The 14,371-nt window shown below is 50.7% G+C and carries 15 protein-coding genes; 7 read left to right on the top strand and 8 right to left on the bottom strand.

The window, feature by feature from the left end; all coding sequences use genetic code 11:
* Nucleotides 1–19 precede the first annotated feature (19 nt).
* The 7 genes from acpP to ACIDF8_RS09960 form a co-directional block, all read right to left on the bottom strand.
* Nucleotides 20–256, bottom strand: a complete 237-nt coding sequence (gene acpP / locus ACIDF8_RS09990) for an acyl carrier protein (protein ID WP_018985321.1) — start codon at nucleotides 254–256, stop codon at nucleotides 20–22.
* Nucleotides 257–342: 86 nt separating this feature from the next.
* A complete protein-coding gene (fabG, locus tag ACIDF8_RS09985) occupies nucleotides 343–1,083 on the bottom strand; it encodes a 3-oxoacyl-ACP reductase FabG (RefSeq protein ID WP_412010474.1) in 741 nt (246 codons plus the stop codon).
* 10 nt (nucleotides 1,084–1,093) lie between these two features.
* Nucleotides 1,094–2,017 (bottom strand): ACP S-malonyltransferase, encoded by a 924-nt coding sequence (gene fabD, locus ACIDF8_RS09980; RefSeq protein ID WP_412010473.1) that lies wholly within the window; start codon nucleotides 2,015–2,017, stop codon nucleotides 1,094–1,096.
* 68 nt (nucleotides 2,018–2,085) lie between these two features.
* A complete protein-coding gene (locus tag ACIDF8_RS09975; protein ID WP_412010472.1) occupies nucleotides 2,086–3,027 on the bottom strand; it encodes a beta-ketoacyl-ACP synthase III in 942 nt (313 codons plus the stop codon).
* A gap of 48 nt (nucleotides 3,028–3,075) precedes the next feature.
* Nucleotides 3,076–4,128: a phosphate acyltransferase PlsX gene (gene plsX, locus ACIDF8_RS09970; RefSeq protein WP_412010471.1), complete on the bottom strand. Its 1,053-nt coding sequence runs from the start codon at nucleotides 4,126–4,128 to the stop codon at nucleotides 3,076–3,078.
* Between the two features lie 127 nt (nucleotides 4,129–4,255).
* The gene (gene rpmF / locus ACIDF8_RS09965; protein ID WP_018985326.1) at nucleotides 4,256–4,435 is read right to left on the bottom strand and encodes a 50S ribosomal protein L32; all 180 of its coding nucleotides are present in this window, start codon (nucleotides 4,433–4,435) and stop codon (nucleotides 4,256–4,258) included.
* Nucleotides 4,436–4,626: 191 nt separating this feature from the next.
* Nucleotides 4,627–5,136, bottom strand: a complete 510-nt coding sequence (locus tag ACIDF8_RS09960; protein ID WP_412010470.1) for a YceD family protein — start codon at nucleotides 5,134–5,136, stop codon at nucleotides 4,627–4,629.
* A gap of 336 nt (nucleotides 5,137–5,472) precedes the next feature.
* Here ACIDF8_RS09960 and ACIDF8_RS09955 point away from each other — a divergent pair, with 336 nt between their 5' ends.
* The 5 genes from ACIDF8_RS09955 (at nucleotide 5,473) to ACIDF8_RS09935 (ending at nucleotide 11,800) form a co-directional block, all read left to right on the top strand.
* Nucleotides 5,473–6,891, top strand: coding sequence for an acetyl-CoA carboxylase biotin carboxylase subunit (locus tag ACIDF8_RS09955; protein WP_412010469.1), 1,419 nt, complete (start codon nucleotides 5,473–5,475; stop codon nucleotides 6,889–6,891).
* A gap of 40 nt (nucleotides 6,892–6,931) precedes the next feature.
* Entirely contained in the window at nucleotides 6,932–8,779 is a 1,848-nt protein-coding gene (gene oadA / locus ACIDF8_RS09950; RefSeq protein WP_412010468.1) for a sodium-extruding oxaloacetate decarboxylase subunit alpha, read from the top strand.
* A gap of 57 nt (nucleotides 8,780–8,836) precedes the next feature.
* The gene (locus tag ACIDF8_RS09945; protein WP_412010467.1) at nucleotides 8,837–9,436 is read left to right on the top strand and encodes a Maf family nucleotide pyrophosphatase; all 600 of its coding nucleotides are present in this window, start codon (nucleotides 8,837–8,839) and stop codon (nucleotides 9,434–9,436) included.
* Between the two features lie 93 nt (nucleotides 9,437–9,529).
* Entirely contained in the window at nucleotides 9,530–10,966 is a 1,437-nt protein-coding gene (locus tag ACIDF8_RS09940; RefSeq protein ID WP_412010466.1) for a DUF4139 domain-containing protein, read from the top strand.
* 120 nt (nucleotides 10,967–11,086) lie between these two features.
* On the top strand, nucleotides 11,087–11,800 hold the full coding sequence (locus ACIDF8_RS09935) for an SAM-dependent methyltransferase (RefSeq protein ID WP_412010465.1): 714 nt from the start codon (nucleotides 11,087–11,089) through the stop codon (nucleotides 11,798–11,800).
* Between the two features lie 4 nt (nucleotides 11,801–11,804).
* On the opposite strand, the gene ACIDF8_RS09930 is transcribed toward ACIDF8_RS09935, so the two are convergent.
* Entirely contained in the window at nucleotides 11,805–12,248 is a 444-nt protein-coding gene (locus tag ACIDF8_RS09930) for a winged helix-turn-helix transcriptional regulator (RefSeq protein ID WP_412010464.1), read from the bottom strand.
* A 145-nt stretch (nucleotides 12,249–12,393) separates the two neighbouring features.
* Between ACIDF8_RS09930 and ACIDF8_RS09925 the strand changes: the two genes are divergently transcribed.
* Entirely contained in the window at nucleotides 12,394–12,879 is a 486-nt protein-coding gene (locus ACIDF8_RS09925) for an ester cyclase (protein ID WP_412010463.1), read from the top strand.
* 308 nt (nucleotides 12,880–13,187) lie between these two features.
* Nucleotides 13,188–14,345 (top strand): DNA polymerase IV, encoded by a 1,158-nt coding sequence (gene dinB / locus ACIDF8_RS09920; RefSeq protein WP_412010462.1) that lies wholly within the window; start codon nucleotides 13,188–13,190, stop codon nucleotides 14,343–14,345.
* Nucleotides 14,346–14,371 lie beyond the last annotated feature (26 nt).

Here is a 14,371-nt window from a genome sequence, read left to right as displayed (position 1 = left end):
GAAGAAAGAAGTCAATGAATTACTTGAGGTTTGCGTTGACGTAGTCAATCGCTTGCTGCACGGTAGTGATTTTTTCAGCTTCTTCATCAGGAATTTCGCAATCGAATTCTTCTTCCAAAGCCATCACTAATTCTACGGTGTCCAGAGAATCTGCACCCAGATCATCTACGAAAGATGATGTGTTTTTTACGTCAGCTTCGTTTGCACCCAATTGCTCACAAACGATTTTCTTTACGCGTTGTTCGATGTCGGACATCTAAAATACCCCTTTGTTGATAAGTGTCGTGTACAGTAAACCAGTATTCTAGCAAAAGTTGCCCAGAATACCAAAGAAACTAAATATTAAGCGCAGTACATGCCGCCATTGACATGGATGGTTTCACCCGTGATATAAGCAGCTGCTGGGGAAGCCAGGAAAGCCACTGTCGCCGCGATTTCATCCACCGATCCCAAACGTCCGACCGCAATACGCTCCAGCATTTTTGCCTTGATGTCATCAGGCAGTTCAGCGGTCATATCGGTGGCAATAAACCCTGGCGCCACACAGTTTACGGTAATGCCGCGGCTACCGACTTCTTGCGCCATGGACTTGGTAAAACCAGTCATGCCGGCCTTGGCCGCCGCATAGTTAACCTGCCCGGCATTACCCATATGACCGACCACGCTTGAAATATTGATGATGCGGCCCTGACGCGCCTTCATCATAGGCCGCAATACTGCTTGGCTCATCCGGAATACGGATTTGAGATTGGTATTTAATACCGCATCCCAGTCTTCGTCCTTCATCCGCATCAGCAAGGTGTCTTTGGTAATACCTGCATTATTGACCAGGATGCTGACATCCCCGTATTGTTCGGCAATTTGCTTCAATACGGCTTCAATTTGTTCCGCTTGCGTGACATCCAGCGCCATCCCCACGCCATTCACGCCGGCTGCTTTCAAATGTGCAGTAATCGCCTCTGCACCAGAGGCAGATGTTGCTGTCCCAATGACAGTGGCGCCCTGCTTGCCCAAGGCCTGCGCGATTGCAGCGCCAATCCCACGGCTGGCGCCAGTCACCAAGGCGATTTGTTGATCAGACATGCTTTCTCCCTTATTGTGTAATCAATGTTTGAATGGCTTCGTCATTGACGAGCGCAACACAGTTCACTTCGGCCACAATACGCTTGGCCAACCCCGCCAACACTTTACCTGGCCCGCACTCAGCGGCGCTAAGCACTTCTTGCGCAGCCAGCTGTTGTACTGTCTCTACCCAGCGGACTGGACTATAAAGCTGGCGGACCAACGCATCTTTAATCTGCGCGGCATCAGCGTAAGCAGCCACATCAGCGTTATGCAGTACAGGCACGCTTGGCGCCTGTACATTCACATTCTTAAGGTATTCGCGCAGTTTGTCTGCCGCTGGCTTCATCAGGTCACAGTGCGAAGGCACGCTGACAGGCAGTGGCAGCGCACGCTTGGCGCCTTTTGCCTTGGCTAACTCCATGCCGCGTTCAACCGCCGCTTTGTCACCGGCAATGACAACCTGGCCTGGTGAGTTGAAGTTAACGGGTTGCAGGACTTGGCCTTGCGCAGCTTCGCTACAAACCGCACGTACGGCATCATCATCCAGGCCCAATATCGCGGCCATCGCACCCTGTCCTTCCGGAACGGCTTGCTGCATCACCTGGGCGCGAAACTTCACCAATGGCAAAGCATCCGCAAATGAGATCGCATTAGCTGCAACCAGTGCAGTGTATTCACCCAGGCTATGCCCGGCCATGGCAGCTGGTAACTGCCCCCCTTGTGCCTGGTACACACGCCAGGTAGCAATACCGGCAGTCAGCATGATGGGCTGCGTGTTTTCTGTCAGGTTGATTTCTTCATTCGGCTCAGTGGCCATGGTCCAGAAATCCACACCTAATACCGTAGAGGCCTCATCAAAGGTTTGTTTGACAATCGCATGGGCGGCAAGCCCTTGCATCATGCCCACAGATTGCGAACCTTGGCCGGGAAAGAAAAAAGCTAATTTAGACATAATGATTCAGTAATTGATTGATTTAAAACGATGCGGCTAGCGGTACATACGCAAACTAAGTATTAATTTTAATACTTAAGTAAGGCTGAGCCCCAGGTAAACCCACCACCAAACGCCTCCATAAGCAAGGTATGCCCGCGTTGAATACGGCCATCACGCACAGCCACATCCAGCGCCAGCGGAATAGAGGCCGCAGAGGTATTACCGTGGCGGTCGACAGTGATCACCACTTTTTCCATGGGCATTTCGAGTTTTTTTGCCGTTGCCTGCAAAATGCGGATATTGGCCTGGTGTGGCACCAGCCAGTCAATATCAGACTTTTGCAGGCCGTTCGCATCAAGCGTTTCGTCGACGATCTGGTCCAAAGTATTGACGGCCATTTTGAAAACCGGATTTCCCTCCATCACTACCGTGTCAGGTCCGTCAGGATTGCGCGGCACATGCAAATAGGTTTCATAGTTACCATCGGCGTGGATGTGGGTAGAAAGAATCCCCGGTTGGTCACTGGCTTGCAGGATCACTGCGCCAGCACCATCGCCCCATAAAATACAGTTGCTACGGTCGGTATAATCAGTAATACGGGTAAACGTATCTGCCCCGATCACCAGGACATTGCGGTATTGGCCGGATTTGATGAACTGATTGGCCGTCGTCAATGCGTAGACGAAACCACTGCATACCGCCTGCACATCAAAAGCCGGGCAACCACTAATGCCCAACTTGCGTTGCACCATGGTTGCCACGCTTGGGAAAATTTTGTCTGGCGTGGTCGTTGCCACGATAATCAGGTCAATCTGACTCGCCTCAATACCCGCGGCGGCAATCGCGTTGCTTGCGGCTTGAGTAGCCAAATCACTGGTACGCTCATCCGTGACTCGGTGGCGTTGCTTGATCCCAGTTCTGGCGAAAATCCACTCATCCGTGGTGTCCACCATTTTTTCCAGGTCGGCATTGGTCAAAATATGAGGTGGCAGGTAGCTTCCGGTACCTGCAATGCGAGCGTAAATCATTCGTGCGATTATGCCTTAATTGGATTGAAACACCTAACAAAAAGGGACTCAGGTTTGCTCGGAAGTCGTCAGGTGCTCAATCTCTAACTGTGATTGAATACGCTTGAGAACACCACTTTGCGCCTCTTCCATGGCGACATGAATCGCATGGTAAAAACCAACGCTATCTGCGCCACCATGACTTTTAACGACGATGCCACGCAAGCCTAAAAAGCTGGCACCGTTATAGCGTCGTGGATCCAACCGCTTCTTAAAGGCTTTCAATACTGGGAAAGCGCCCAATGCCATCAGCTTGGTCAACCAGTTCCGCTTGAACTCCTGGGTCAAAAATTTGCCCATCATATGCGCAAGGCCTTCGGTCGTTTTTAACGACACGTTGCCAACGAAACCGTCACAAACGACCACATCTGTCGTGCCCTTGAAGATATCGTCGCCTTCTACATTGCCGTAAAAGTTCAAATGGCTGCCACGCAACAATTCCGCGGCCTGCTTGACCACCTCATTGCCTTTGATATCTTCAGATCCAATATTAAGCAGCCCTACAGTTGGGTCGGGTTTATTGGTCAAGCAACTGACCACCATGGCCCCCATAATTGCAAACTGGTACAAATGCTCAGGCGTACAGTCCGCGTTTGCCCCTAGGTCCAGCATAAATGTACTGCCTTTTTCGGAGGGCAAGGTCGAGGCAATGGCTGGGCGGTCAATACCTGGCAAGGTTTTGAGGACAAACCGCGCGGTTGCCATCAAGGCCCCGGTGTTTCCGGCGCTGACGCAAGCTTGCGCTTCGCCCGTTTTCACCATATTAATGGCCACACGCATAGACGAATCTTTTTTGTTCTTCATGGCGCTTTGCGGTGATTCATCCATCAACACCACTTCACTTGCATGATGGACGCGCAAGCGTGGACCGGGCTTAACGTTTAACACTTTAAGCTCAGACTCAATCGCCTCTTGCAATCCGACCAGGATAATATTTAATGCGGGATTTTCGTTCAGAATTTTTACTGCCGCGGGCACAGTCACATGCGGACCGTGATCTCCTCCCATGGCATCAATGGCAATCACTACTTCATGTGAATGCACGTGTTGACCAGTTGTCATGTGATTTTCCAAGTTTGTTAACCTTGCGCGTTAGAGCGCAGCCATCACAGCGGCTTACGCCAGATACGCAAACGCCGCGCATTTTACTGCGCGGCGCGTTTTAAAGCGGTTCGCTTTAAAGTAGCGATTATTCGCCTTTTGCTGGCATTACTTTGCGGCCACGGTAAAAACCGTTAGGGCTCACGTGATGACGCAAATGCACTTCACCTGTGGTTGGCTCGATTGCCAAAGGTGGGTTAGTCAAAAAATCGTGGGAGCGGTGCATACCACGCTTGGAAGGTGTCTTTTTGTTTTGCTGAACTGCCATCTTAATTACTCCAATATCAAACCGCCACACCTCAGAAATTTGAAGTTTAAGGGCAGTTATATAAATTCAAAATGCTACCTAATCCAGCATTATAAAATAACTCAAGGATAACTGCAAATAAATCCTGCAAATATCGCATTCCATTACTTTATTTGCGCTCACCTCAAGCTGAGGCGCCTACGCTCAAAATGTTACTTATCCAGTTTCAACTGCTTGAGCACAGCAAATGGGTTTGGCTTTTCGCCTGCAGATTGCTGTAATTGCGTACACGCTTCTTCGTGCATGACCGCAATCGGCAACGCCATCAGCAACTCATCCTCAATCAACACTTCCAGCGCAGGCTCATCAGCCGACTCCAACCAATCCACTTCTTCATCTTCCAGCAAAGCTTCTGGCGGTTCATCACAAAGTGCAAACTCGAAGGCGAGTTCCAGCGACTCTGGCATGGGCTCGAAGCAACGTTGGCATACCAGTGGCAAAGTCGTTTTCAGGTTCAACGCCACCATAGGCAGCGATACCTCGCCAAAATAACGGGATGGCAAGCCCTGCAGCCGGTAATGCACAAGCACACCATCAAAGGCAGCCGCATCTGTGACACCCAACGCCTGCAATGCCTCGTGCAATCTGGGCAAGGCAGCCAAAACCAATTCACCTTCCACGGTTTTTTGTTGCCTCGACAACTCCTGATAATGCGCCATCATTTTTACCAAACAATTCCATAAAACATCAAGCTGGCACTATACCAAACTCGATGCGCATTGACGACTAAAACACGGCTAACGCCAGCACTAAAGTGACAGGCCTCTGTTTAAGCGCAAGGTTTGTTGTTATAATGACACCGCATCACGCGGCGCTCTGTTCAAGGGCGCACCCATGGTGCCGGTTTGCATGATCGGCCATTTGTTGCTGTAGCAAAGACGACGCCAAACCACAACCAAATCAACTTAAACCAGTTTAAATTCAATTCTTAAGGATTGAAAACGCTGGTTGGGTTACTAAAAGACTCTAGTCCTTTTTTCTTGCTTTAAGGGTAATGTGTGTTTAAGAAAATTTTAGTCGCGAATCGCGGTGAAATTGCGGTGCGCATCGTGCGTGCGTGCTCTGAAATGGGCATTAAATCGGTAGCCATTTATTCCGATGCTGACCGCCATGCGTTGCATGTTAAAAAGGCAGACGAAGCCTACAACATCGGATCAGACCCTGTCGCAGGCTACCTGAACGCACACAATATAGTGAACATTGCCGTGGCTGCAGGCTGTGATGCCTTGCATCCTGGCTATGGTTTCCTGTCGGAGAACCCTGAACTTGCTGAAGTCTGCGCACGGCGCGGCATCAAGTTTATCGGTCCGGATGCGGACGTGATCCGTCAAATGGGTGACAAGATCCAAGCACGTAATGCCATGATTAACGCCGGCATTCCCTGCGTACCAGGCAGCGACGGCAACCTGGAGTCTCTCGACGCCGCAGTCAAATTAGCCAATAAAATTGGCTACCCAGTCATGCTCAAGGCGACTAATGGTGGTGGTGGCCGTGGCATCCGGCGCTGTGACAGCGAAAAAGAGCTGCTGAGCAACTATGACCGTGTGATTTCTGAAGCCAGTAAAGCGTTTGGCAAACCAGAAGTCTTCCTGGAAAAATGCGTGGTCCATCCGCGCCATATCGAAGTACAAGTCTTGGCCGACTCGCATGGCAACGTCATCCACTTGTTTGAACGTGACTGTTCTATCCAGCGCCGTAACCAGAAGCTGATTGAAATTGCCCCGTCGCCACAGCTGTCACAAGCTCAACGCGAGTATATTGGCGGCCTGGGCGTGAAAGCAGCCAAAGCGGTGGGTTATGAAAATGCAGGCACGGTCGAGTTCCTGCTGGATTCAGATAATAACTTCTACTTCATGGAAATGAACACCCGCTTGCAGGTGGAACATACCGTGACCGAAACCATTACTGGTGTCGATATCGTTCAGCAACAGATCCGTGTTGCGGCTGGCATGCCATTACAATACAAGCAAAGTGAAATTGCTTTCCGTGGTTACGCCATGGAATACCGCATAAATGCGGAAGATCCGCAAAAAGACTTCCTGCCCAGCTTTGGTAAAATCACGCGCTACTACGCGCCTGGCGGCCCAGGCGTGCGTATGGATGCGGCAATTTACAGCGGCTATGTCATCCCGCCCTACTATGACTCCATGTGTGCAAAACTCACGGTTTGGGCATTGGATTGGGAAGGCGTCATCGAGCGTGGTCGCCGTGCCCTGAATGACATGATTGTGTATGGTGTCAAAACCACGATTCCATATTACCAGCAGATCATGCAGCACCCGGATTTCCGCGCAGCCGATTTCAACACCAGCTTCGTGGAGCAACACCCTGAGCTGACTGAGTATGACGTAGGCTTACCCAAAGAGCTGATGGCAGCAGCCATTGCAGCGGCGATTGCCGCCCATGAAGGTATTTGATTAACCGCATTGCAAGATATTTATTTAGATCGACAAGACTATGAGCAAAATACATGTCACCGAACTCGTTTTAAGAGATGGTCACCAATCCCTGATTGCAACACGCATGCGCACCGAAGACATGCTGCCGATCTGCGGCAAGCTGGATGAGATTGGGTTCTGGTCTCTCGAAGCCTGGGGCGGTGCAACTTTTGACGCTTGCGTCCGCTTTTTGAAAGAGGATCCTTGGGAGCGCCTGCGCAGCTTGCGCAAAGCCTTGCCAAACACACCAATCAACATGCTATTGCGTGGTCAGAACTTGCTCGGCTACCGTCACTATTCAGATGACGTTGTGCATGCGTTTGTTAAACAAGCGGCCGATACCGGCGTGGATGTATTCCGTATTTTTGATGCGATGAATGATATCCGCAACCTGCGAACCGCCATCGAAGCAGTCAAATCAGTTAAAAAACATGCCATTGGTACCCTGTCGTTCACGACGAGTCCGGTGCATGATGTGGCCTACTTTGTGAACATGGCCAAAGAGCTTGAAGCGCTAGGCTGTGACAGTATTGGCGTGAAGGACATGGCCGGTCTGCTGACGCCTACCATGGCTGCGGAATTGGTCAAAGGCCTGAAAGCGGCGGTCAGTGTGCCGGTGCATATGCACAGCCACGCCACCTCTGGCCTCGCCAGCATGGTCTTGCTCAAGAGCGTAGAAAGCGGCGTGGATATTATTGATACCTGCAACTCCTCATTCTCTGAAGGCGCCAGCCATCCGACCACTGAGAGCCTGGTGGCTGCATTGAAAGGCACCGAATACGATACCGGTCTCGATTTAGGCAAACTCCAGGAAATCACTGCCTACTTTAAAGAAGTACGCAAGAAATACTGGCAATTTGAAAGCGAGTTTACCGGCGTGGACACCCGCGTTCTGGTCAACCAAGTGCCAGGCGGCATGATTTCCAACCTGTCCAACCAGTTGAAGGAACAAGGCGCGCTTAATCGCATGGACGAAGTGCTGGCAGAGATTCCACGCGTACGCGAAGATCTGGGCTACCCTCCGTTAGTGACGCCAACCTCACAAATCGTTGGTACCCAAGCCGTGCTCAACGTATTAACAGGTGGCCGCTACAAATCCATTACTAACGAAGTTAAAAATTACTTATTGGGCCAATACGGCAAGGCGCCAGCGGCTGTCAATCCTGAAGTCCGTAAGCAAGCGGTTGGCGATGCGGAAGTCATCACCTGTCGCCCAGCAGACCTGCTACAACCGGAAATGGTCAAACTGCAATCTGAAGCCGAGCGTTTTGCCAATAACGAGCAAGATGTACTGACTTACGCCATGTTCCCGGACATTGGTAAAACCTTCTTGCAAGAGCGTAATGCCGGCTCACTCAGCCCAGAGGCCTTGTTGAGCAAAGAAGCTGTCACCCAGCAAACGGCTGCAGCCCGCTATGCGCCAAATGAGTTCAACATTACCTTGCACGGCGAAACCTACCATATCAAACTCACCGGTAGCGGTCACGCAGGCGAAGAGCGCAGACCTTACTATGTCAAAGTAGACGGTATTTCTGAAGAAGTCTTTGTTGAGACCCTGAGCGAGATGGAAGTCAGTGGCGGTGGTAGTAACGGCAGCAAGAAAAAAGCGGCTGCAGTGGCCGCCAGTGGCCGTCCACGTCCCAATCATCCAGGTTGCGTCACAACTGCCATGCCAGGCACGATTGTTACCGTTAAGGTGAATGTCGGTGACAAAGTCAATGCTGGTGATGGCGTGCTGGTCATTGAAGCGATGAAAATGGAAAATGAAATCCAGGCCAGCAAATCCGGGACTGTGGTGGCGATCCATGTTGCCAAAGGTGACAGTGTCACCCCGGACGAAACACTGATTGAAATTCAGCCGGAATAATCCCTGACTTGAAATGCTAAAATCCCCGAATCATTGTTCGGGGATTTTTTTATCCTGATGACTATCCCAACCTTAATTCTCGCCTCCTCTTCACGCTACCGCCGCGAAGTATTACAAAAGCTGCACTTGCCGTTTGAATGCGTTTCGCCCGATATTGATGAAACGCCATTAGCTGACGAAAGCCCTGAGCAAACCTCCCTGCGTCTGGCAGAGAGCAAGGCACGCAAAGTGGCAGAAGCCCATCCTGAAGCATTGATTATCGGTTGCGACCAGGTCGCTACGGTAGATGGACTGCAAATAGGCAAACCAGGCAATCATGACAATGCCGTCAAACAACTGACCATGCTCAGTGGCAAGGAAGTGATTTTCCATAGTGCCATCTGCCTGTACAACAGCGCCAACCAGCATATGCAATCTACCATTGCGCCTTATTACGTCAAGTTCAAACCCCTCTCATTACAGCAGATCGAAACTTACTTACGCCTGGAGCAGCCTTATGATTGTGCTGGCAGTGCCAAATCTGAAGGCATGGGCATCGCCCTGCTCGAATATATGCGCGGGGACGATCCCAATGCCCTGATAGGCTTGCCCGTGATTGCGCTGGTCAGCCTGCTGCAGCAGGCAGGCGTCGATGTATTATCGGTGTCACGTGCATAGCGCAAGATAAAGTCGTGTGTTAACTTTTGAACGGCTGCCGCGTTAAGGCAGTCTCAAGCGTATCAGCTTACACATAAAAACGAGAGGATATTCATGCGACTCAACACCCTGCTGCTGCTTTCTCTAGGTAGCGTTTCACTATGTAGTTCACTGGCTCAAGCCGAACCCGCAGTTGTCAGCCCGCAATCCGACCAAACCAGCGTGGCCGTCACCATTTACAATGAAGACTTGGCGCTGGTCAAAGACAGTCGCAAGTTAAGGTTAGCCAATGGCCTTTCCTCTTTGTCATTCCGTGATGTCAGTGCGCAAATTAAGCCTGAAACCGCATTGTTGCGCAGCTTACTCCCCAATACCAGTTTGCAAGTGCTGGAGCAAAACTTCGACTTTGACTTACTCACTCCGAACAAGCTGCTAGAGAAATATGTCGGCCAGCAAGTAAGCGTGATTCGCACCCACCCGACCACCGGTGCCGAGACGGAAGAAACCGCTACCGTACTTTCAGCCCAGGATGGACCTGTGCTCAAAATAGGCAACCGCATCGAAACAGTGATCCCAGGCCGCATCGTTTACCCCAATGTGCCGGGCATGCTTAAAGACCGGCCGACACTCACCACGCAGCTGCAATACAAAGGGGCTGAACAGTCGAATTTAGAGCTGAGCTACCTGACCGGTGGCCTGCAATGGAAAGCTGACTACGTGGCTGAACTGAATAACAAAGAAGACGCCATAGACCTTTCTGGCTGGGTGACATTGACCAATACCAGTGGCACTAGCTACCCCAATGCGAAAGTGCAACTCGTTGCAGGCGATGTTAACCGCGTGCGCGAAGCGATCCATCCGAAAGTCATGATGATGCGCACGGATGTCATGGAAGCAGCCGCGCCTATGCCAACAGAGCAAGCCTTACTGGAATATCACTTATATACGCTACCGCGTGCCACCACGATTGCAGAAAATCAAACCAAACAAGTTGCCTTGCTTTCTGCGCAACATATTCCGGCACACAAAGAGTTGCTGCTCAATGGCGCAGACTATTACTTTCAGGGCCAATATCCAGACATCGACAAAAAACTCAAGGTGCAAGTGTTTGTTGAATTTGAAAACAAAGAAAGCAGCAAACTCGGCCTGCCGCTACCCAAAGGCACCATGCGTGTCTACAAAAAAGACAGTGACGGCACCGCGCAGTTTGTGGGCGAAGACCTGATCGACCACACCCCTAAAAACGATACAGTCAGGCTCAAGCTTGGCAATGCCTTTGATGTGACGGCCGAACGTGTGCAAACCGACTTTAAAAACCTGAGCAAGCAAAACCAGCCACCCGTCTATGAAAGCGCTTACGCCATCACCCTGCACAACGCGAAGAAAGAAGCAGTGACGGTCACGGTGCAAGAGCCGATTGGCGGCAGCTGGAAAATATTGAACGAATCACAACCCCATCAAAAAACCAATGCCCATCAAGCCAGCTGGAAAATCAATGTGCCGGCTGAGGGCGATGCCATGCTGAAGTATCGGGTTCAGGTAAAGTATTAGCCTGACTGCCGCCAGTTAACACATTCATACCAGGCCATCAGAAAAGCATTCTTTTGCCAGAATGCTTTTTTGCTGCCTCGCCGTGGGATAATCCCCCTTGTTCAACTCATCAAGATTGCCATGACTGCTGGAACCCTCTATTTTATTCCTGTCCCGCTCACTGAAGACACCACGCCCCAACAAGTCGTGCCGCCCGAAGTGATACAGCGCATGCACAGCCTGCGCCACTTTATCGTCGAGAACGAAAAAACCGCCCGCCAGTTTCTGGGTGCCAGTGGTCATCCGGTGCCTTTGCGGGAAATCACCCTCACGGTGTTGACAAAAGAGACGCCGAATAAAGATCTGCAAAAGTTACTGCAACCGGTACAACAGGGTATGGATGTCGGCTTAATGAGTGAAGCAGGCTGTCCGGGGATCGCTGATCCGGGGGCAGCGCTCGCTGCCGTCGCCCACCACAAAGGCATCCGTGTCACCCCGCTTATTGGCCCTAGCAGCCTGCTGCTGGCACTGATGGCGAGTGGCTTGAATGGACAACGGTTTACGTTTTTAGGCTATCTACCCAGTGATAAAGCCGAGCGGATCAAAACCATTAAAGGCATTGAGTTTGACTCCAAAAAACAGCAAGCCACCCAGTTGTTTATTGAAACACCTTACCGCAATCAACACATGCTCGAAGACCTGATTGCCAACCTGCAAGCGCAGACCAAACTATGTGTTGCCTGCAATGTATCAGGCACACAAGAGTTAATTGTGACCAAAACCGTCGCGGACTGGAAAAAATCAACGCTGCCTGATTTGCATAAAAAACCGACCGTCTTTTTACTGCTGGCCTAAGCGCTCAAAAACGTACCATCCGCACGCCTGGAGCCGCCTCTGGATTGGAGGCTGCCCGCTCAGCCTGATCATAATCCCGTTGTGCTTGCAACACTTCATCCATATGCGTTTCTGACCAAACCCGCAACGCAGCCAGTAACCCAACCAGCGTGTTCCCCAAAGGGGTGATCATATACTCCACTCTGGGTGGCACTTCCGGATAAACCGTCCGCGCAACCAGGCCATCCCGCTCCAGCCCCCGCAACGTTTGCGTCAGCATCTTTTGTGAAATTCCACCAATCTCGCGTTGCAAGGTACTAAAGCGTTTGGCTTCATTTTCTAACAGGCCCAATACCAGCACGGTCCATTTATCCGCAATCCGGTTCAACATCAGCCGCGTCGGACATGCTGACTGATATGCATTCCAACTACTGGCAATCTGCAACGGTTGTTCTATGTCTTCAAGCATGATTTTCCTTTGGCATCCCAGACTTTTAAGTGTGGTTGAAGTGCTTTAGTTACTTTAAGGTGCCTACTTACCAAAAGTAACTATTGAAATTATGATGCGCAACAGCTTAACCGCACAAGCTTTTTAACGCATTCAAGGAAGCCTTATGCATTTATTTAAATCTCTGCTCACTACTTTGCTATTCACTACCCTGTTCACGAAAGGAACGCTCACCATGGCACAAGACCAAACGCAACAAAACAAACAACTGATGGCAGACTTTGCCACTGCCGTCTTTGTGAAAAAAGACCTGAGCCAGCTGCCCAGCTTCATGCAGCAAAACTATATTCAACATAACCCACTCGTCCCACAGGGCCTGGCTGGTTTCGAGCAATTCTTTAATGCCTGGTTTAAGGCCGTGCCAGACTGGCACTATCAACTGGAAAAACTGGTCGCAGAAGGGGACACTGTCTGGGCTTATGGCGTGTATTCCGGCACGCAAAAAGGCGACTGGTTAGGCATCCCTGCAACGGGCAAGCATTACAGTATTTACGCCGTGGATATTTTCAGGATAGAGAACGGCAAACTCGCCGAGCATTGGGATGTGCTGGATGCCTACGGTTTATTCAAACAACTGGGCGTGATTCAGTAGCTTGATTGTATTAAAAAGGCCTATCTTCGATAGGCCTTTTCTATTGCATCACGCAATGATGCCAGCAACACCAGCAATCCTGGCTGCCATCCGCCTAAAGGCATCTAAATAGCCTTCTCTCACGGAAATATTTCTCTATCACTTTACCTCAAGGCAAAGGATGAATCCGTTTGCATCAGCATGATTTTTATACCTCCTCATGGGATAATCCAGCTTTCTGCATACCCTAAATCGCCTCGGCTGCCAGACAGTCTATTTCATCCTATGCTTGAATATCTGACGGCTAATCTGCTACCTGGCTTATGACCATGTCCGATCAAGAGACCAGACGCATCGCCCATATTGATATGGATGCTTTTTTTGCATCTTGCGAATTGTCACGCTACCCAGAATTAAAAGGCTTGCCCATGGTGGTGGCAGGTGGCTCCTCACATGTGCCGAGGATTAGAGAAGATGGTACTCGCGAATTCTCGCGCTTGCGTGATTACGCAGGGCGCGGCGTATTGACCACAGCCACCTACGAAGCGCGGGCGCTAGGCTTGAACTCTGCCATGCCCACCATGCAGGCAGCCAAACTCGCGCCAGATGCGGTCTTGCTACCGGTAAACTTCGAACTCTATCGCCATTACTCGCAGTTGTTCAAGGCCGCGATTCGCAGCATTAGCCCGCAGGTGGAGAATATCGGGATTGACGAAGTCTACGCCGATGTTTCAAGCCTGCCAGGGGATGCGACAGAGATTGCACAACGGCTGAAATCTGCGGTACTGGCTGCCACTGGCCTCACCTGCTCAGTTGGGATCGCCCCCAATAAGCTATTGGCAAAACTATGCTCTGAAATGCAAAAACCGGATGGCATCACGGTCATTACGATGGCTGATATCGCTCACCGTATCTGGCCAATGCCGGCAAAAAAAATCAATGGCATTGGTCCCAAAGCCAATGCAAAACTTGAGTCATTAGAGATTAAGACCATCGGACAAATCGCCGCCATGAGTGAAGCCTGGCTGGTACAACACTTCGGCAACAGTTACGGCCAGTGGTTGTACCGTGTTTCACATGGACGGGATGACCGGCCAGTCGTGACTGAAAGCGTACCGGTTTCCATGAGCAGGGAGACCACTTTCGAGCGCAACTTGCATCCGGTGAGAGACAAACCAGCGCTGAGCGAGGCATTTACCCGCTTATGTGAACGTGTCGCCAACGATCTGCAGAAGAAAGGCTATACCTGCCGCAAGGTCGGGATCAAGCTTCGTTTTGATGACTTTAAAACGGTCACGCGTGACCTCACCTTGCCCACGGCGATCAGCGATGCGAAATCGTTACGGCTTTTTTCTGGAAAATGCCTGAAAAGGATAGTGTTAGACAAGAAGATAAGATTGTTAGGCGTTAAAGCCAGCGGTCTTGTGCGTGTGGGTACTATCGACCATGCAGATGCCGCGCAGTTTACGCTAGACTTTGATGAGTAAAGCGCCAACCCTTTTAAAATCAAGCA

The organism is Methylophilus sp. 3sh_L, assembly GCF_046766015.1.
GTDB lineage: Bacteria > Pseudomonadota > Gammaproteobacteria > Burkholderiales > Methylophilaceae > Methylophilus.
Note: the sequence above shows the minus strand (reverse complement) of the source record. Positions and strands in the feature narration are given on the sequence as shown.

Excerpts from the sequence above, each read along its gene's own strand:
- ACIDF8_RS09925 (WP_412010463.1), top strand. The coding sequence starts at position 12,394 with ATGCATTTATTTAAATCTCTGCTCACTACTTTGCTATTCACTACCCTG.
- oadA (WP_412010468.1), top strand. The coding sequence starts at position 6,932 with ATGAGCAAAATACATGTCACCGAACTCGTTTTAAGAGATGGTCACCAA.
- rpmF (WP_018985326.1), bottom strand. The coding sequence starts at position 4,435 with ATGGCAGTTCAGCAAAACAAAAAGACACCTTCCAAGCGTGGTATGCAC.
- ACIDF8_RS09975 (WP_412010472.1), bottom strand. The coding sequence starts at position 3,027 with ATGATTTACGCTCGCATTGCAGGTACCGGAAGCTACCTGCCACCTCAT.
- acpP (WP_018985321.1), bottom strand. The coding sequence starts at position 256 with ATGTCCGACATCGAACAACGCGTAAAGAAAATCGTTTGTGAGCAATTG.
- ACIDF8_RS09945 (WP_412010467.1), top strand. The coding sequence starts at position 8,837 with ATGACTATCCCAACCTTAATTCTCGCCTCCTCTTCACGCTACCGCCGC.
- fabG (WP_412010474.1), bottom strand. The coding sequence starts at position 1,083 with ATGTCTGATCAACAAATCGCCTTGGTGACTGGCGCCAGCCGTGGGATT.
- ACIDF8_RS09930 (WP_412010464.1), bottom strand. The coding sequence starts at position 12,248 with ATGCTTGAAGACATAGAACAACCGTTGCAGATTGCCAGTAGTTGGAAT.
- dinB (WP_412010462.1), top strand. The coding sequence starts at position 13,188 with ATGTCCGATCAAGAGACCAGACGCATCGCCCATATTGATATGGATGCT.
- ACIDF8_RS09960 (WP_412010470.1), bottom strand. The coding sequence starts at position 5,136 with ATGATGGCGCATTATCAGGAGTTGTCGAGGCAACAAAAAACCGTGGAA.
- plsX (WP_412010471.1), bottom strand. The coding sequence starts at position 4,128 with ATGACAACTGGTCAACACGTGCATTCACATGAAGTAGTGATTGCCATT.
- fabD (WP_412010473.1), bottom strand. The coding sequence starts at position 2,017 with ATGTCTAAATTAGCTTTTTTCTTTCCCGGCCAAGGTTCGCAATCTGTG.
- ACIDF8_RS09940 (WP_412010466.1), top strand. The coding sequence starts at position 9,530 with ATGCGACTCAACACCCTGCTGCTGCTTTCTCTAGGTAGCGTTTCACTA.
- ACIDF8_RS09935 (WP_412010465.1), top strand. The coding sequence starts at position 11,087 with ATGACTGCTGGAACCCTCTATTTTATTCCTGTCCCGCTCACTGAAGAC.